Source organism: Pseudogracilibacillus amylolyticus (SeqCode), from assembly GCF_051918545.1.
Lineage (GTDB): Bacteria > Bacillota > Bacilli > Bacillales > Amphibacillaceae > Pseudogracilibacillus.
In genome coordinates this window covers 1-17,461 of sequence record NZ_JBPPZG010000067.1, presented here as the reverse complement: position 1 = coordinate 17,461, position 17,461 = coordinate 1, and the positions used below count along the sequence as shown (strand labels likewise).

Genomic DNA, 17,461 nt, shown 5'->3' with positions numbered 1-17,461 from the left:
CTTGACGAATGATCTTTCTACTAGTGAATTAATGGCTCTATCAGAAGTGATTCAGAAGATTCGACCAGACTTTAATTTTGTAGGTTTGCAATTTGGTTGTGATGCAAGTAAAATTCAGCCGGCCGGCATTCCGACAGTTGTTTTTGGACCTGGAAGTATTCATGAAGCTCATACGGAAGATGAATGGATAGATGAGGATGAACTGATGGAAGCAGTGGAAATCTACTCAACTATTTTTCAATCGTACCAGATAGTAGAGAGCGTTTAACAATTTGGCAAGAAAGTGTGTGGATTATGATGGACAGAGAAATAAAGAAGTTTCGAGATGGGATTCCAATTTTACATGAAAAACTGTATCTAGATCATGCAGCGATGGGGCCACTACATAACGATGTGGTTAAGCGAATTCATGATTTTCACGTACAACGACAAACAAAAGGACCAGATTTTACAAATTGGTGGAATCTCGTTGGAGAAACACGTGGATTAATCGCCGATTGGATCCATGCCAATCCAAATGAAATTGGTTTTTTATGGAATACGTCGGCCGGAATTAATTTAGCTGCACAAGGAATCGATTTTTCCCCAGGGGATGAAGTGATTATCCCCGAAAAAGAGTTTCCAGCAAATATTTATCCTTGGTTAGCTTTAGAGGAACGTGGCGTTCATGTGAAACTGGTCCCTTTTGATGGAAATGAATTAACCGCCGACCAAATTATAGATGCTGTGACAGAAAAGACAAAAGTAATCAGCGTAAGTTGGGTAAGTGCGACAAATGGAAACATGATTGATCTGCAGAAGCTTGGTGACTTTTGTAAGAACAATGATATATTTTTTGTAGTGGATGCTATTCAAGGCTTTGCAACGAGTGAACTCGATGTTACGATATGTCATATTGATGTGTTAGTAAGTGGCTTTTATAAATGGGCAATGGGGCCTGATGGAATTTCCTTCGTATATGTAAATAAAAATGCGCTGGAGAAATTGAATATGCCTTGGGTAGGATGGGCAAGCATGGAAAATCCGTTTGACTATGAAAAAATTGAGTATTGTTTAAGTGAGGACGCTAGACGTTATGAAACAGGAAATATGAATTTTTCTGCAATCGCTGGAATTCATGAAGCATTAAGTTTGCTCCAGCCTTTACGGACGGAGATATATGAACGGGTTCCAATGCTGACAGCACGGTTACGAGACGGATTAATGGCGATTCCGGATATAAGCCTGCTCTCACCACCGGATAGTAAATCAGGAATTACCTTGTTCTCCGGACGTAATATAGAAGAGATTTCGAAACACAATATAGCCGTGAATTTCCGTTCTGGCATTCGCGTGTCGCCCCATTTTTATAATACAGAAGCAGAAATTGATTATTTTTTGAATAGTTTGTAATGAAGATAACGGTTAAGCGGAATTTATTTTCTGCTTAACCAATTTTTATTTTTGGCTGGTTGTGGTAAAGTAACTTATAAGGAAATGTGAACGTTTGAAGGAGGCCGAGGGATAACATGAATTTTGCCAAGATAGATACGCCAGCTTTGTTGTTGGATTTAGATAAAATGGAAAAGAACATTGCGGATATTGCACAGTTTGCCAAGGAGGCAGGTGTAAACGTTCGTCCACATATTAAGACTCATAAAAGTATTGAAATTGCCAAGCGTCAAATGGACGCGGGTGCGGTTGGGTTGACGGTAGCAAAAATTGGTGAGGCGGAAGTAATGGTTGCAGGTGGAATCAAAGATATTCTTATTGCGTATCCACTCTCCGCAAAAGCAAAGCTGGAACGAGTGAAGAGGCTGATGGATCAAGCAAAAGTCACCGTAGCAGTGGATTCCGTGGAGCAAGCGGACTTATTGGAGGAGTGTTTTGATCCAAAAAATCCGCTAAACGTGTGGATTAAGGTGAACTCAGGGTTGAATCGGGTCGGGGTGGAGCCGAATGAGGAAGTCGTGGAGTTGGCGCAGCATGTGAAGGGATTATCGGGACTCCAGTTGGATGGTATTTTTACTCATGCGGGGCATTCGTATGCGGCTTCGTCGACCGAGGAAATTGAGAAAATTGCGCATGAAGAGGCGGCTGCAGTTGTGACAAGTGCGGAATTATGTGAAGCGGCAGGCATTCCAATTCCGAACCGGAGCGTTGGATCGACACCGACATTTAAAATTGCTAGTGTGGTGGAAGGAATTACTGAAATCCGACCTGGAAACGCCGTATTTTATGATATGGTTCAAGTTGGACTTGGTGTTGCAACAAGGGAACAGTGTGCGCTCACCGTGCTTTCAAGCGTCGTTTCTGTTAAAAAGGATCGAATTGTTATTGACGCTGGTAGTAAGACGTTGGCACTTGATCAAGGGGCACACGGAAATGCGAGTATTGCTGGGCATGGTTACGTAAAGGAACACCCCGAATTTGTCATCGCTCGTCTATCCGAGGAACATGGCGTTATCCCGGTTGAAGGCACGGTCGATGTGAAATTGAATGATCGCCTCACTATTATTCCAAATCACGCCTGTGTTGTAGCGAATTTATTTGAAACGTATTTGGTACATCGGGACGGAAAAGTAATTGACGAATGGAAAGTCGATGCGCGGGGAAGACTGCAGTAAAAATGGTGGATGAAGTCTGCTCCCAACCGTGGTACACTAACATAAAAGGAACTAAGGGAGGTTTTCCCTATGATTAGCCAAGACCAAATAAAAATAATTCGTGCAACGTTATCGAAATTTAACCCAATATTTATTATACTTTTTGGATCTTATGCAAAAGGTACTGCACGTAAAGATAGTGATATAGACATTGCTTTTTTTACTCGAACGGACATTCCGGATTATGAACGCTTTCTGATGGCACAGCAACTCGCGGAAGAATTACAGATCGAATCCGTTGATCTTGTTGATATTAGAAAAGTGGATACTGTATTTGCTGCACAAATTTTTTATACAGGAGAAGTTATTTTTTGCAAGGATGAAAATGAATTTATTTTACAACGAATGAGGGCACTCTCTATGTACACAGACCTAAATGAACAACGGAAGCGAGTACTGGAAAAGATAAAGGAGAGTGGATCCGTTTATGAACAGTGATACGAGCTTATCTAAAATAGAAACAATAGAACGATGTATCATCCGTGTACAGGAAGTTTACGAAAATAATCCGGAAAATTTGCTAAACTATACGAAGCAAGACAGTATCATTTTAAACATTCAACGAGCATGTGAAGCAAGCATAGATTTAGCTATGCATATTGTTAGTGAAAGGAAGCTTGGAATCCCTAAAACAAATCGTGAGGCATTTTCTTTATTAGAAAACAACGGTTATATCGATTCGGAAGTTTCAAAAAATATGAAAGCAATGGTTGGATTTCGAAATATTGCTGTACATGACTACCAATCCATTAATTTAAACATTTTACAAGCAATTATTGATAAACATTTACAAGATTTCAAATTGTACACGAAACAAATAATGACTAGTAAATAAGAACACCATAAACTTCAAAGGAAATGGGGAAAAAGTTATGTCAGTTATTGATATAAAAGCAGCTAAGAAATGGAAGCAGGTACCTAAGAATTTGCAACAAAAAATTATTGAAAATGTTTTTTGTGGAGAATGTTTTGTAACGACCATTGTAGATTACTCGATTCACGACGACCCCCATGGTGTTTTGCTGAAAGGAAAATGTAAAAAATGTGGTAAGGATGTTGCAAGATTGGTGGAAGATCTTTGAAAGAATAAAATGGATTGGATAAAAGCTCATGTTCAATATGCGGACTGAGCTTTTTTGGTAGGTAAGCGGTAGGAAAAGATGCAGAGTGGATCTTTCGTTACGCTCAGTGACGTAAAAATAAGCATGGTAACTCTCCCCACATGCTTAATGGCGTAAAAAGATGCGAAGTGGCACTGTCCGCATGCTTAGTGGTAGAAAAAGATGCATAGTGGCCCTGCCCGCATGCTTAGTGGTAGAAAAAGATGCATAGTGGCTCAGCCTGCATGCTTAGTGGTAGAAAAAGATGCGAAGTGGCTCTCCTCACATGCTTAGTGGTTGGAAAAGATGCGAAGTGGCTTGCTCAACATGCTTAGTGGCTAGAAAAGATGCAGAGTCACTCGCCTAACATACTTAGAGAATCTAACAGCCCTACTAATAAGAAAAGCTCCCCACCCAAGGGGAGCTCGATCTCACAACACATATTGCTCTTTTACTAAATCAAGTAACCCTTTCTTATCTAAATACGATTCTGGTGCTAAAAATGTCACAGTGACAACTCCAGGATGACGGCCGATTTCAATTGCGCCATTTATCGTAGCACGATTCATTACTTCTGGTACGGTAATATCGAAAAAATTTGCTGCTCTTTCCATACCATTTGTCGTTGCATCATTTAAGTTGGCTCCTGTTCCAACAAAAGAAATTGGGCATACATTTTCTACTTCATTCATCTTCCAATGTTTGGCGATTTGTTGGGCGCGAATTTTTTCTTGTTCAGTAAACGGCTTTGCTAAGTAAGGTAAATCTTCTTCAACTGGAAGTAAAATTGGCCCTTCAAGTTGCATGTTTTTTAACACATGTATTTGCAAACTGACGATCCCGGCGACATCTGCAGTATGTCCAGCAATTTCACCATCTCCTTGCATTGCGTGCATATCACCGACATAAACTCCACCGCCTTCTACTTTTACCGGACAAATTAAGACAGCGCCTGCACGGACGCGGTTAATGTCCATATGTCCGTCTGTACGATCTTTTAATTGTTCTTCGGTGACTCCATAATCATGTGGAGCATCGATTAAAAACTGTCCAAAGTCACCAGCATTATGAGAATCAGGCATCGGTCTTGCTGGCGTGGTGCCAAGTTGTCCTACAAAACTCCGAATTCGTGCCATTGTTGCCGGCATATCATGTGGAGCAAAAGTGACAATAGGGTTTTGGATAGACTGTTCGGGTGTACACATGAATTTTCTACCATCTTGCGCAACCGTTTCAGCCGCTTCTTTATTAAGCGTAAGTCCCATTGTTTTCTTATCATCAAATGCGATTGTATAAGCATGTGTAAAATTAAACGGTGTTATATCTGTATCACAATTTTTACAATGAATTGCTGTATTTCCAATTCCTTTAATTACCGTTTCGGGGTTTACCGTTTTACAATTCGGACAATAGGCATCAACAAATGGGTCTCCATTAAAACGTCCGTCTACCGGTTTATCATTTCCCGATGCCGTGACAAAGGAAGTAATTTCAATCGATTTAATATGAATGACAATCGCATCTCCAACTTCCGCCCCTTCTACATAGACAGGTTTTGTCACCTCATGTCCACCTTTTAGAGCTGGCGTAATCATTGGTCCCCAACAACCAGGTGTCGTATTTGCAACGATATGGCCACCATTTTTTACAACGTGTTCCATTTCCTTATTTGGATCAAGTACGCCGTCTGTAAATTCATTGACAAATACAGTCTGTTTCGCATTCATCCCTTTTCATCTCCTTGTCGAGTATCAAATCATATCGTCTTAGTTATATGTAATTTCAAAATAAAATTTGGAGGTAAAAAATGCAAAGAAAAATATTTTAAAAAAGCCAAGAAGTTTAATCGATATTTCTCCAAATTTTTATTTTATCTTCTAGTTGTTTCTGATTTTGTTTAAACTGTTTCTCGCGATGCCCGTTTGCTCCTGATGGATGCGGAAAGCCATATAAATAAGTATGTTGCTCGTTTGTGCTTTGTACAGTGCGGATTACATTTTCCGTTGCTTTTCCAAGTGGGATGACGAGCGCAGGCTCAGTAATTTGCGCAAGCTCGTTTGGGAAAACTTCATATGCATAACGCTTTAGGAGTTTAGACTGGTTGATAGTCGGCGTGTGTCCAGTGTAATTTTTACCTTTATAAAAAACAGGATATTTTATAACAGAAGTCGTATGAAGATAGGGACGATAAGTGCTGAAAAGTTGTGCGCTAGAATCAATGTTAAGGGCTTCTGCAAGTCCAATTTTGTTAAGCATAACGATTAGATTTTTTCGCATCGTACCAGAAAAACTGGCAGCGATTTTCGCACTTTTAAGCATTTTTTCCAAATTCTCTCCTTCGTTAATCGATTTTACAAGCTGGCTGTATGCCGTTTTCATCTGATTCCATCCAGGAGTGATACCGATGATAATAATTTTTGCCTCGGTATTTATAAACTCATTATGTGGAGCATAGTACATATGGAGGTTATATTCTTCATCCAACAGGAAGGAGTTGGTAAGTAAGGTTTGTTTATTTAGTTCGGTTAGTGTTAAGATTTTGGGTAAAAATTGTGGAAGTTTTGTCTCGAAAATCATTCGTATCACCTGCTATTACTAGTATACCTTTCATAGGTAGAATATAACGATAATTTTTTAGTAGATATGTTCTACTTTCAACAGACACGTGTTCTTACTAGAAATATGCAGTCTTTTACGAAAAGATACGCTCTCGTTCAGGAAGATGTATCCTCACATAAAAAGATGCTCGCTCGGAAAGATGTGCCTTCACACAAAAAGATACGCTCCCGCTCAAAAATATCGCTAACCGACAGGAACCATGTGCTTGCACACAAAATATACTTTTCCCCAACTACTCTTAGCGTAATCATCTTTCACTAATCCGGGCATACTTTCCTGTATAATCCAAAGTATGAGGTGATGCATAATGAAATTAAGTATATTGGATCAGTCGCCAATTTCAGATGGCAAAACGCCAAAGGAAGCACTGGAGACTTCTGTAAGATTAGCGCGACTTGGGGAGGAGCTTGGGTATCATCGGTTTTGGATTGCGGAGCACCACGATTTATTTGGACTTGCTTCACCGAATCCAGATGTCATGCTCGGAGTGATTGGCTCTCAAACGGAGCGGATTCGGATTGGCGCTGGGGCGGTACTTTTACCATATTATAAACCGTTTCGTGTAGCGGAAACGTATAATTTATTGCAGACACTCTTTCCGGGACGGATTGATTTAGGTCTAGGTCGTGCACCAGGCGGGTCGGCTGAAGTGTCGCTGGCATTATCAGATAATTATTTAAAACAGGTAAGAGAGTATCCGCAGCATATTGAGGAATTGCTCGGATTTTTGCATGGGCGTTTTCCGTTAGATCATCCATATGGAAAAATTTCTCCAACTCCGGTTCCAGAGACACCGCCAGAGACGTGGCTACTTGGAACGAGTGGGAAGAGTGCAGTCTTGGCAGCTGAAAAAGGGTTGGATTACGCATTTGGACATTTTATGACGGACTTTGATGGTCCTGAAATCGTAAAGGATTATCGTGAGAAATTTTCTGAGCATCATGGGACATCAGGCAATGTACTTGTAGCGATTACTGTAATTTGTGCAGAAACTTCGGAGGAAGCGGAGGAACTGGCGTTAAGTAACTTTCTTTGGAAAATCCATCAAGATAATATGGTTGAAAACCGCGCTATCCCGTCTGTCGCTGATGCGAAAAACTATGTATTCACAGATGAAGATAAAAAGAAAATTGAAAAAATGAAACGTAATATGATCATTGGCGATCCTGCCAAAGTGAAGGCCGAGATCGAGGAACTAAACGAAAAATATGAGGCTGACGAGATGATGATTGTTACGATAACGCATGATGAAGAAGCGAAGTATACTTCTTATCAATTGCTAGCGAAGGAGTTTGGACTGTGAATTTATTATTGCAGTCGCCACTCCGCATGTTGTAGTAGCGACTGCGCATCTTTTTTCACCACTCCGCATGTTGTAGTAGCGACTCCGGATCTTTTTCCGCCACTTAGCATGTTGCCGTAGCGACTGAGCATCTTATTTCACCACTCCGCATGTTGCTGTAGCGACTGCACATCATTTTTCGTGACTTCGCATGTTGATGCAGCGACTTTGCATCATTTTTCGCCACTCCGCATGTTGACGCAGCGACTTTGCATCATTTTTCGCCACTCCGCATGTTGCCGCAGCGACTGCGCATCATTTTTCGTCACTCGGCATGTTGTAGTAGCGACTCTGCATCCTTTATCGCCACTCCGCATGTTGCCGCAGCGACTGCGCATAAATTTCCGTCACTCCGCATGTTGCTGTAGCGACTGCGCATCTTTTTTCACCACTCCGCATGTTAACGTAGCGACTGCGCATCACTTTCCGCCACTCATCATGTTGCTGTAGCGACTGCGCATCATTTCCCGCCACTCCGCATGTTGCCGTAGTGACTCTGCATCTTCTATCACCACTCCGCATGTTGACGCAACGACTTCGCATCTTCTTGACGTCTTTTTTTGTTGGAGATTAATGAATGAAAAAATCGCACAATCAATTGGTTGAACTTGGAAAAAATGATTCAAAAAGAAGCGACTTCTATGCTCGCTTCCGTTCTTCTGATTCAATGATGTATGAAAAGATGTCAAACCATTCCCTGGCATCTTTATCTTTGATATGTTTTCTTTCGACAGGTAGGTGGTAAGAGTTAAAGATTAAATCTAGCGTTGTGGCCTGTAAGTCATCTATTTGGACGGTTAGTCGTACTTCTTTTACGACTCGAAAATCGTTTTCTTTTTTCCAAATGGCAGGGGGCATACTTGTATTTTCAACTTCACCACCGATAAGTACCCGTTTTAATTGTCCCGATCGAGATGTTGATTCAATTGTATGACCGTCTAACTTATAAGCAACATGAAATAAATCTTCGTAGGGGATTTGTTTGTATTGAAGCTTGTTGTCCTGAAGTATAAAAAACCAAATATTTTTGTTCTTTGAATCGTTAACTAAATCAAAATGGAATCCACTAAAGAATTTTTCAACATTGAGCCCTCGTTTTGTAATAAACATATCAACCATTTTTGTTTTTTGATATCTGTATTTCTTGTCACTTTTCTTCATCCAATAAACAAAGAAAAAACAAAACATCGCAAGACCAAAGAACATCATAACCGTTGTCGAATCCACATCCATTCCTCCCCACGCACGAACAGTTTTACCTCTATCATACCCTATTTTTAAAAGAAGCGCCCATTCATTCAGAAAATTATAATAAATAACAAACATAGCTACATTCTTATTAACAGTATATTCCCGAAAATGAAATTTTATATGTGAAAAAATGAACAAAATTTAAAAGTTTTGAATTTTACTTCCTTATCAAAAGGGTATAAAATGGTTTTAATTTAAGAAGAAGTCAAAATTACGGGAGGAGAAGATGGGTTGGAAAAGGTTCATCCGTTTAAAGTAGCCGTTGTGCAGGCTGGTTCAGTGGTGATGGATAAGGAAAAAGGCGTTAAAAAGGCGGTTCGTTTGATCGAGGAGGCGAGCCGAGAAAATGCGAAAATAATTGTGTTTCCAGAAGCTTTTATTCCTGCTTATCCACGGGGGATGTCTTTTGGTGCAGTAGTCGGTTCACGATCGGATGAAGGAAGGCAGGATTTCCTTCAGTACTGGAAAAATTCAATTACCGTACCAGGTTCTGAAACATTAGAGATTGGAAAAGCGGCTAAGCAAGCGAAAGCGTATGTCATAATCGGTGTGATAGAAAAGGATAGTGAATCGAGTCAAGGGACGCTTTATTGTACGGTACTGTTTTTCGGTCCAGACGGAAATCTGTTGGGAAAGCATCGGAAGTTAAAGCCTACTGGTTCAGAACGCTTGATATGGGGAGAAGGTGACGGGAGCACATTGCCCGTTTTTGATACCCCTTATGGAAAAATTGGTTCGCTCATTTGCTGGGAAAATTATATGCCGCTTGCGCGTACGGCACTTTATGAAAAAGGAATACAAATTTATATTGCCCCAACTGCTGATGGCAGGGACACATGGTTTGCGACCATGCAACATATTGCTGTGGAGGGTCGATGTTTTGTACTTTCATGTAATCAGTATTCGACAAAAGATATGTATCCAAAGGAAATTACGTCACGAAAAGAGTTTGAAGATGTTCCACATGAATTGACACGGGGTGGGAGTTGTATTGTCGATCCGCTCGGTCAATTTGAAGTGGAGCCAGTTTTTGGTGAGGAAAAAATTTTGTATGCCGATATTGATTTAGATAAAATCGCCGCTGCAAAATACGATTTTGATGTTGTCGGACATTATGCGCGTCCAGATGTTTTTCAGCTTGTTGTTAATGAAGTGGAACAGAAAAATACGATTTGGAAAAAGTAGATTGTTAGAAAATCCTTTCCAGAGATTAAGTGTGACTCTCTGAAAGGATTTTTATTATTGGAGAAAATATTAACCACAGGAAATTCGAAATAACCACGAAGGCAGGTATTTAACCAGCTAATTCGTAAAATGACCACGAAGATCACGATTTAACCACGGGAACTCCGAAATAAGGAAGTTGTTGTCACTTACGACGCGCAAAGTTCATTGCATCGAGTAATTGCAGATGTAAGAGATACTAGTGCTTGCATAGCCAATGAGCAATTGAAAAAATTTATACTAAAAAAAAGAGGATTCTCACCCTCTCTTAAACTTTTAAGCTAGCGACTAGTTTGTCTCGTTGCTCATAAAAATCACTCAAATAATTGTCCTCGAAGATTTTCGCGATACTAATAAGCTGTCTTTCTCTCCATTTTCCACTTACGAGCTGTACGCTTATAGGTACATCATTTGCCAAACCAACCGGTATTGAAATTCCAGGGTGCCCTGTTAAATTAAAATAGGAGGTGTATCGAATCATGCAGTCAAAAATTGGTTCCTCTTCTCCACTAAAATGAACTATTTCTTGGCCGATCGGTTTTGGTTGAGCTGGGATTGTCGGGGTAATGATGGCATCCACTTGCTCAAGCACTCGATCACAAGCTGCAGTAATTTCTTTTCTTCTCACCAAAGCGTGCACATAATCGTAAGCAGGTATGGATTTACTTGCTTCCATCACATGGGCAACGTCGTAACCATAGTCCTCCATATGTGCTTCCATCCTATCTTTATGTGAATAGCCACCTTCTGTGATTGCTAAGGTGAAAGTAAGTGGAATTGCTTCTTCGGCATAAGGCACTTCTACGTCGATAAGATGCGCACCAAGTTGTTCTAGTTTTTTGATCGTTGCTTTATAACCTTCCAAAACATCAGTTTCAATTTTTTCTGTAAAAAAATTAACTGGAACGCCAATTTTCACGCCACACAAATCTTCAGCTCTGGAATCAATCACAGAAAAGTCATCACCTGTCAATGTCTCCATCATAAGAATTAAATCGGATATATCTTTTGTAATTGGCCCGGGGTGATCCAAGGTCTGTGAGATCAGTGTTAAACCTTCATTTGAAAGCATTCCATAAGTTGGTTTTAAACCAACTAGTCCACAACTTGCAGCTGGAATTCGAATGGATCCCCCAGTGTCTGTACCTAATGAAGCAACAGATAATCCAGCTAAAACCGCAACGGCAGAGCCACCACTGGAACCACCAGAAATAAGTTGTGGATTCCACGGATTTTTGGCTGGCCCATAAAATGGGTTGTTATTCGTGATACCAAACGCAAATTCATGCATGTTATTTTTCCCAATCATGACAGCTCCCGCTTGGTTCATTGCTTCAATAATGCTCGCATTCTTCTCAGGGTTAAAGTTTTGATCGATTTTTGATCCACTTGTTGAAGCAATACCTTTCGTGTGAATATTGTCTTTGTAAGAGAGTGGAATCCCTTCTAGTTGTCCAACTTCGCCTAACTGCCACTTCATTTCGGAAATTTTTGCTTGTTGTAGTGCGGTATCTTCAGTAATGGAAATAAATGCGTTCAAATTGCTGTTTTGTTTCGCTTTTTCTATGTAATTTTGCGTTATTTCAACTGGCGAAAATTTCTTCCTTTGGTAACCATCCAACAACTCTTGAATCGAATACAAATCGTATTCCCCCTTTAAAAAATTTAAGCCATGATGGCAAGCCTGTTCCGGTTCTTAGAAGTTATAAACATTTTTAAGGCACCAAGAATTGCATTAATGTAATGGGAACAACTCACCTGATAGCTTAACGAAAATATTTTATTTATTATGACGTTTAAAATACGTTTCATTTAATTGTATCATAATTAAAATTAATTGAACATGAATTATTTGAAGAGTTAGATATTTATGCAATTCTTATAATAATTATGTTTCGGAAAGTATTTGGACGGGTATATATTAAAAAAACTGAGGAGCTGATAATTATGAATCCGAGTTATGAAAGTTGGGAACTGTTGGAAATGTTGCGGCTCATTCAGACAAGCTTGGAAGAATTATATGTGTATTATGAACTTGGAAATGGTGAAGAAGCAAAGTTAAAAGCAGCTTATTTAACGTCAAAATACAATGCCCAAATACGTAATCTTTTCGATCATTCAGTTGGTGAATTTCCTACTCCTCAAGGTTTTGCCGAGATGATTTTAGTTGAAGAATATTTGAGGACGAGTGCAACGGAAGAAGCAACTAACTATATAATCCATTAATAAAAGTGGGAACTTTCTAAAGTGAGAGTTCCTATTTTTATCTCCATTTCTGGAAAATAGGGAATGACTTCCTAATAGGTTGAAAGAAAAATTTAATATCATTTACTTTTTTAAGGTTAGTAAAAATCCACGTCCGCTTTGGAATCATAAATGAATCGTGTTTGGCTCCAAATTCAGATCATTCAAAAGGTACTCTCTGAACAAATAAGGAAGCAAAACCAGTTTCAAGCCGGAGTACTCTTCAAGCTCTAATTTGGGATATACTTCAAGAGGAAAAAACATTCAAGAGTGAGCGAGTTTTTGTAAAGCATGCGTGAAAATCCATGGTGATTTGTAGAAGTAATCTTAAAATACTCCCTCTTTTTTTCTTGATGCCTTTATTAGGGATTATGTTAGAATAAAAGTAATCGAGCTTGGAGGTTAATAGTTTATGGAAAATAGTATACAATTAAGCGAGGTTGTTGAAGGATTTGAAATGGTATCTTTTGAAAATCGCGCTTTTATTGATCGTGAACGCTTGGAATTAGTAAACATTGATTACCATTATTTAGCAAAAGTGGAAGATGACGAACCGTACGAATCTATGCTTGATTGGGAGCAAGAATTGATGAATCTAGCTCGTGAAATTATTGAAAACGGAACTCGATATATAGAACTATCAAAATTTGATCTTGATGAATATCGGATGATGGAAAGATTTTGTTTCACAGTATCAGATCCAGCAAAAGAAGAGGCGCTCCTCGATGCGATTAACGGGAGAGGTGCATTTAGACGTTTTAAAGACTTGATACATAGGCTCAATATCGCGGGCGATTGGTATGATTACCGGGATGAGGCGTATAAACAGGCTGCAAGAGACTTTTGCGATATGCATGAGATTAAATATATAGAGTGAGGCAGGTAACAGATGAATAGACAAAAGATAGAACAGTGGGTAAAACAGTATGTGATGGAACTGATATATGACAAAGGATATGTTAGCCCAATTGATTTATTTCTGCAAATCGGCTGGTTAACAGACGAAAAGGTAAATCAATGGCGTTTTAGAAAAATTCCTTATTTGGAACGCGTAGCTACCTCGAATCTGGGAAAATTAAATTTTGCGTTAAAGACATTAAAAAAATTTGCTCTTGAACAAGGCTGGAAAGAATCAATGACAGTGTATAATTCATGGGGAAAAGGTGCAAAGCAAAAATTGTTTTTCTCAAAGTCAAGAAACCCTCATATGGAAAAGCTATATGCGACAAACTATGTTTTGAAACGAAAATAAGAGGTGCTTTTTAAACTATAATAAATTCACATGCTTACTGTAGATGTAGGATGGCATGTGTACAGCTTGCCTAGTGACAAAAGAAAATATGGCTTGGCTCATGCGAATAAACGCCCACCAATTTGATTGTGGACAATTCTTCTGAATTTCACGGAAAAATGACATAGTGCGGATATTAATCCGAACTTTGCGGATAGATCGTGAATTTCAAAGACAAACTGCTTCAAAGGCTAACGCGAACAACTGTATCTCAACTTTCTAGTGGAAAATTTCGTAAGTAAAGAACTAACTTTTTAGGCGGATGGCAATGTCAAACATGGCTTTTAAAAAAATCAATTCTTGGATTCCGGTACTTATATGGATGGGTGTCATTTTTTATTTGTCACATCAACCGGCATCCGAATCAAGTGAATTGAGTGCAAGTTTAGCGGCAACAATTTTATATATAATAGAAGTAATCATTCCGGTGGATCCTGATTATTTCCATCATTTCGTTCGAAAGAGTGCTCATTTTTTTGCCTATTTTATCCTTGGAATATTGGTCGTAAACGCATTCCGTGTTTACAATTTTAAATATGCAGCTTACTCGCTTTTTATTTGTGTGCTGTACGCTATCTCGGATGAGGTACATCAATTGTTTATTCCAGGAAGAAGCGGGGAATTTCGGGATGTGTTGATTGATGGAACAGGTGCTTTTGTTGGGATAGGTGTCTATTTTTTGATTAAAAAAGTGCTCAATCTAGTTAAAGGATGATGCTGTTAGAAGAGTTTATGTTCGGGGTATAGTAGAAAAGGGAAACTTTCACTGGAGGGATGAGGATGGATGTAAAGCAGTTGGCAACAGAAATAGAAGATTATGTGATTAACATTCGGAGAGATTTGCACCGAAATCCTGAAGTGAGTATGCAAGAAAAGCGTACAATCAAAGTTGTTACCGATGAACTTGAGAAACTGAATATTAGTTATGAAGTAATTCCATCTGGCGGTGTCATTGGATTTATTGAAGGAGAGAATCCCGGTAAATCTATTATTTTACGAAGTGACCTTGATGCACTCCCAATGAAAGAAGCTCCGAGAAATTTAAAACATGAAAAAGTTGTTGTTTCTAAGAAGAACGATGCCGCGCATTTATGTGGTCACGACGGACATACAGCAATGCTCTTAGGAGCGGCGCAAATTTTGGTAAACCATAAAGATCAGATCAAAGGAAAAATTATCTTGGCGTTTGAGCAAGGCGAAGAAAACGGAAAAGGCATTTATCGAATGTTAAGACGGCTCGTGGAAATTGGTGCAGACGGCGTATGGGGCATCCATTTAAAAAATGATATTCCAGCTGGAAAAATTTCTGTCGATCCTGGTCCACGTATGGCAGGGATTTTCCCATTTGATGTGATTATTAGGGGGAAAAGTGGGCATGGTTCACGTCCAGACTTGGCCAATTCACCGATTGCATGTTTTAGTGATTTTTACCATGATCTCCAAGCGGCACGAATTCGTTCCTTGAATCCGTTTCAGCCGATTACGTTTTCTGTTGGTAGTATTCATGCTGGATCATCTGCTAATGTGATACCTGATGATCTCACGTTTAGTGGTACTGCTCGGTTCCTTCATGAGACTCAAGGAGAAGCGGCGATGCAAGTGTTTACTCGTTTGTTGGATGAAGCCTGTCATAAAAATAATTGTAATTATGAGTTTATCGAAGAGCCGGTGCCGATTCATTTATTTGTCAATAATGAAGAGACATGTGCAAATATTGCAGCCGAAGCAATTGAGCGCATATTAGGAAAGGAGACACTTACTCATTACCCAGCCTGGATGGCATCGGAGTCGTTCGGGTTTTATCAAAGATATTTCCCAGGAGTTTTTGCCTTTGTCGGCATCCAAAATGAGAAAAAAGGTATTGGCGCAGAACATCATAATGCCCATTTTGATATTGATGAAGAAGTGTTAAAACTTGGTGTAGCAGCAACGGTTCAATATGCAATTGATTTTTTAAATTATGAAAAAGAAATTGACTATGGCAAAGAAACACGCGATGTTACAACATTGTTTCATGATTTAAATTTTGCAATATATGATCCTGAAGACAATTAAAGAGAAACACAATGTTTTATCGTGTTTCTCTTTTTCTCGCTGTTGTTTAGGAAACTGTAAGTGGGCTTTACGGATCAAAATTATTGTCTGAAGGAAGCATTAATATTGTTTATGGATTTTATCTAGATGCATTTAAGTAGATCTTTACCTGAAGTAGAGGTCTTTTTTTTAGGGATAAATTTTTTAGCATTCCTTGTCCTAAAAAGTTATACTATTTTGAGAGATAGCATTTTAGGAGGCAAATCATATGAGAAAATATGCATATTTATTCATTAGTTTAATTGTATTGGCTTCTATACTCACAGCTTGTGGCGGCCAGTCAAATGATGGTCAGACGAATGAAGATGAGGAACAAGCGACCGAACAAGCGGATGAGTCAAATGAGGAAGCGAATGAAGAAGAACCAGTTACTCCAACTGGTGATAATCCAATTGTTACAATGACGATGAAAAATGGCGGCAAAGTGCAGATGGAATTATATCCTGATATTGCACCGAATACAGTAAATAATTTCATCTCTTTAGTGGAAGATGGTTTTTATGATGGATTAATTTTTCACCGTGTCATCCCAGGATTCATGATTCAAGGTGGCGATCCTAAGGGGACTGGTACGGGCGGCCCCGGTTACGCGATTAAAGGAGAGTTTAGTTCGAATGACTTTGAAAATAACTTAGAACATGACAGAGGCGTGCTGTCAATGGCACGTTCAATGGAACCAGATTCTGCCGGTTCACAATTTTTTATTATGACAGATCCCTCTCCACATCTTGATGGTGATTATGCAGCTTTCGGAAAAGTGACAGAAGGAATGGAAGTTGTTGACGAAATAGTCAGTGCAGAACGTGATAACGCCGACAAACCACTCGAAGACCAGGTGATTGAATCGATGACGGTCGAATTGAATGGATACGAAGCAAAAGAACCTGAGAAAATTGAATAGAATTCATCATAGGGCTGTCTTAAATGTTGATAGCCCTATTCTGTTCTTTGTGGATTCATTTTAACCAGCTAAAAACCGAAATAACCACACAGATTCCGGATTAACCACGGGAATCTCAAAATAACCACGCACCTCTCGTTTAACCAGCTAAAAACCGAAATAACCACGCAGATTCCGTTTTAACCACGGGAATCTCAAAATAACCACGTACCTCTCGTTTAACCAGCTAAAATCATAAATAACCACGCAGATTCCGTTTTAACCACGGGAATCTCAAAATAACCACGCGCCTCCCTGTATAACCAGCTAAAATCATAAATAACCACACAGATCCCGATTTCACCCAGGGAATTCAAATGAAGCAATTGAACTTGAAAAAATATTTGAAGCTACAAAAATTATTGCTGTGACCGTCATCGATTGGTGTGAAAAATAAAACATGGATCACTTTTTAATTAGGAAAAGTGATCTTTTTTCATAGATTACGATCTCATGTCACATAGAAAAATGCAATATTCAACCATTTATCTGCAATTACTAACTTTATATCAAATCATAAAACTTACGACCTAATACAAAAGTCCTCAAAAATCTTGACATTTAGTCAAAAGTAATTTATATTTTAAAATGTCACTTTGAACAAAAATACATACATTGAACAAATGTACATAGCAGAGGGGGAGATGCTGTGGAAAAAGAAAAGATAAAACAAATGGTTAAGATTTGCCAGTTGTATTATCAAGAAGGATA

18 protein-coding genes are annotated in these 17,461 nt (G+C 39.1%); 14 read left to right on the top strand and 4 right to left on the bottom strand.

Translation table 11 applies throughout. The features are described from left to right. The 6 genes from ACPYKA_RS09475 to ACPYKA_RS09450 all read left to right on the top strand — a co-directional run. On the top strand, nt 1–268 hold a 268-nt coding region (locus tag ACPYKA_RS09475; RefSeq protein ID WP_479542050.1), incomplete at its 5' end, for a M20/M25/M40 family metallo-hydrolase. 26 nt (nt 269–294) lie between these two features. After that, nucleotides 295–1,392: an aminotransferase class V-fold PLP-dependent enzyme gene (locus tag ACPYKA_RS09470; RefSeq protein ID WP_479542049.1), complete on the top strand. Its 1,098-nt coding sequence runs from the start codon at nt 295–297 to the stop codon at nt 1,390–1,392. Nucleotides 1,393–1,508: 116 nt separating this feature from the next. Continuing rightward, a complete protein-coding gene (locus ACPYKA_RS09465; protein ID WP_479542048.1) occupies nt 1,509–2,606 on the top strand; it encodes a D-TA family PLP-dependent enzyme in 1,098 nt (365 codons plus the stop codon). Between the two features lie 69 nt (nt 2,607–2,675). Beyond that, nucleotides 2,676–3,083, top strand: a complete 408-nt coding sequence (gene mntA, locus ACPYKA_RS09460) for a type VII toxin-antitoxin system MntA family adenylyltransferase antitoxin (RefSeq protein WP_479542047.1) — start codon at nt 2,676–2,678, stop codon at nt 3,081–3,083. Continuing rightward, nucleotides 3,073–3,480, top strand: a complete 408-nt coding sequence (gene hepT / locus ACPYKA_RS09455) for a type VII toxin-antitoxin system HepT family RNase toxin (protein ID WP_479542046.1) — start codon at nt 3,073–3,075, stop codon at nt 3,478–3,480. The genes mntA and hepT overlap by 11 nt, the downstream gene beginning before the upstream one ends. A 37-nt stretch (nt 3,481–3,517) precedes the next feature. Beyond that, the gene (locus tag ACPYKA_RS09450) at nt 3,518–3,727 is read left to right on the top strand and encodes a hypothetical protein (RefSeq protein ID WP_479542045.1); all 210 of its coding nucleotides are present in this window, start codon (nt 3,518–3,520) and stop codon (nt 3,725–3,727) included. A 449-nt stretch (nt 3,728–4,176) separates the two neighbouring features. Here the strand turns inward: ACPYKA_RS09450 and ACPYKA_RS09445 are convergent, their stop codons facing one another. Further along, nucleotides 4,177–5,472, bottom strand: coding sequence for an acetamidase/formamidase family protein (locus ACPYKA_RS09445; RefSeq protein ID WP_479542044.1), 1,296 nt, complete (start codon nt 5,470–5,472; stop codon nt 4,177–4,179). Between the two features lie 115 nt (nt 5,473–5,587). Next, nucleotides 5,588–6,322 (bottom strand): uracil-DNA glycosylase family protein, encoded by a 735-nt coding sequence (locus tag ACPYKA_RS09440; RefSeq protein ID WP_479542043.1) that lies wholly within the window; start codon nt 6,320–6,322, stop codon nt 5,588–5,590. Between the two features lie 349 nt (nt 6,323–6,671). On the opposite strand from ACPYKA_RS09440, the gene ACPYKA_RS09435 reads away from it, so the two are divergent. Beyond that, nucleotides 6,672–7,667 (top strand): LLM class flavin-dependent oxidoreductase, encoded by a 996-nt coding sequence (locus ACPYKA_RS09435; protein ID WP_479542042.1) that lies wholly within the window; start codon nt 6,672–6,674, stop codon nt 7,665–7,667. A 678-nt stretch (nt 7,668–8,345) separates the two neighbouring features. On the opposite strand, the gene ACPYKA_RS09430 is transcribed toward ACPYKA_RS09435, so the two are convergent. After that, nucleotides 8,346–8,933 (bottom strand): hypothetical protein, encoded by a 588-nt coding sequence (locus ACPYKA_RS09430; RefSeq protein ID WP_479542041.1) that lies wholly within the window; start codon nt 8,931–8,933, stop codon nt 8,346–8,348. Nucleotides 8,934–9,188: 255 nt separating this feature from the next. Between ACPYKA_RS09430 and ACPYKA_RS09425 the strand changes: the two genes are divergently transcribed. Further along, nucleotides 9,189–10,142 carry a carbon-nitrogen hydrolase family protein gene (locus ACPYKA_RS09425; protein ID WP_479542040.1) on the top strand — a complete coding sequence of 318 codons (954 nt, stop codon included), beginning with the start codon at nt 9,189–9,191 and terminating at the stop codon, nt 10,140–10,142. 307 nt (nt 10,143–10,449) lie between these two features. On the opposite strand, the gene ACPYKA_RS09420 is transcribed toward ACPYKA_RS09425, so the two are convergent. Continuing rightward, nucleotides 10,450–11,823 carry an amidase gene (locus ACPYKA_RS09420; protein WP_479542039.1) on the bottom strand — a complete coding sequence of 458 codons (1,374 nt, stop codon included), beginning with the start codon at nt 11,821–11,823 and terminating at the stop codon, nt 10,450–10,452. 305 nt (nt 11,824–12,128) lie between these two features. Here ACPYKA_RS09420 and ACPYKA_RS09415 point away from each other — a divergent pair, with 305 nt between their 5' ends. The 6 genes from ACPYKA_RS09415 to ACPYKA_RS09390 all read left to right on the top strand — a co-directional run bounded on the left by ACPYKA_RS09415 (nt 12,129) and on the right by ACPYKA_RS09390 (nt 16,711). Further along, nucleotides 12,129–12,407 (top strand): hypothetical protein, encoded by a 279-nt coding sequence (locus ACPYKA_RS09415; protein WP_479542038.1) that lies wholly within the window; start codon nt 12,129–12,131, stop codon nt 12,405–12,407. Between the two features lie 430 nt (nt 12,408–12,837). Then, nucleotides 12,838–13,302: a UPF0158 family protein gene (locus tag ACPYKA_RS09410; RefSeq protein ID WP_479542037.1), complete on the top strand. Its 465-nt coding sequence runs from the start codon at nt 12,838–12,840 to the stop codon at nt 13,300–13,302. Between the two features lie 12 nt (nt 13,303–13,314). Beyond that, nucleotides 13,315–13,677, top strand: a complete 363-nt coding sequence (locus ACPYKA_RS09405) for a hypothetical protein (RefSeq protein WP_479542036.1) — start codon at nt 13,315–13,317, stop codon at nt 13,675–13,677. Between the two features lie 307 nt (nt 13,678–13,984). Next, nucleotides 13,985–14,431 (top strand): VanZ family protein, encoded by a 447-nt coding sequence (locus ACPYKA_RS09400; protein ID WP_479542035.1) that lies wholly within the window; start codon nt 13,985–13,987, stop codon nt 14,429–14,431. A gap of 65 nt (nt 14,432–14,496) precedes the next feature. Further along, nucleotides 14,497–15,771, top strand: a complete 1,275-nt coding sequence (locus tag ACPYKA_RS09395; RefSeq protein ID WP_479542034.1) for an amidohydrolase — start codon at nt 14,497–14,499, stop codon at nt 15,769–15,771. Between the two features lie 247 nt (nt 15,772–16,018). Next, complete coding sequence (locus ACPYKA_RS09390) at nt 16,019–16,711, top strand: peptidylprolyl isomerase (RefSeq protein ID WP_479542033.1); 693 nt, start codon at nt 16,019–16,021, stop codon at nt 16,709–16,711. Nucleotides 16,712–17,461: the final 750 nt, after the last annotated feature.

What these genes read in the sequence shown, in the direction of transcription:
- ACPYKA_RS09470 (WP_479542049.1), top strand. Translation starts at nt 295, where the DNA reads ATGATGGACAGAGAAATAAAGAAGTTTCGAGATGGGATTCCAATTTTA.
- ACPYKA_RS09465 (WP_479542048.1), top strand. Translation starts at nt 1,509, where the DNA reads ATGAATTTTGCCAAGATAGATACGCCAGCTTTGTTGTTGGATTTAGAT.
- mntA (WP_479542047.1), top strand. Translation starts at nt 2,676, where the DNA reads ATGATTAGCCAAGACCAAATAAAAATAATTCGTGCAACGTTATCGAAA.
- hepT (WP_479542046.1), top strand. Translation starts at nt 3,073, where the DNA reads ATGAACAGTGATACGAGCTTATCTAAAATAGAAACAATAGAACGATGT.
- ACPYKA_RS09450 (WP_479542045.1), top strand. Translation starts at nt 3,518, where the DNA reads ATGTCAGTTATTGATATAAAAGCAGCTAAGAAATGGAAGCAGGTACCT.
- ACPYKA_RS09445 (WP_479542044.1), bottom strand. Translation starts at nt 5,472, where the DNA reads ATGAATGCGAAACAGACTGTATTTGTCAATGAATTTACAGACGGCGTA.
- ACPYKA_RS09440 (WP_479542043.1), bottom strand. Translation starts at nt 6,322, where the DNA reads ATGATTTTCGAGACAAAACTTCCACAATTTTTACCCAAAATCTTAACA.
- ACPYKA_RS09435 (WP_479542042.1), top strand. Translation starts at nt 6,672, where the DNA reads ATGAAATTAAGTATATTGGATCAGTCGCCAATTTCAGATGGCAAAACG.
- ACPYKA_RS09415 (WP_479542038.1), top strand. Translation starts at nt 12,129, where the DNA reads ATGAATCCGAGTTATGAAAGTTGGGAACTGTTGGAAATGTTGCGGCTC.
- ACPYKA_RS09410 (WP_479542037.1), top strand. Translation starts at nt 12,838, where the DNA reads ATGGAAAATAGTATACAATTAAGCGAGGTTGTTGAAGGATTTGAAATG.
- ACPYKA_RS09405 (WP_479542036.1), top strand. Translation starts at nt 13,315, where the DNA reads ATGAATAGACAAAAGATAGAACAGTGGGTAAAACAGTATGTGATGGAA.
- ACPYKA_RS09400 (WP_479542035.1), top strand. Translation starts at nt 13,985, where the DNA reads ATGTCAAACATGGCTTTTAAAAAAATCAATTCTTGGATTCCGGTACTT.
- ACPYKA_RS09395 (WP_479542034.1), top strand. Translation starts at nt 14,497, where the DNA reads ATGGATGTAAAGCAGTTGGCAACAGAAATAGAAGATTATGTGATTAAC.
- ACPYKA_RS09390 (WP_479542033.1), top strand. Translation starts at nt 16,019, where the DNA reads ATGAGAAAATATGCATATTTATTCATTAGTTTAATTGTATTGGCTTCT.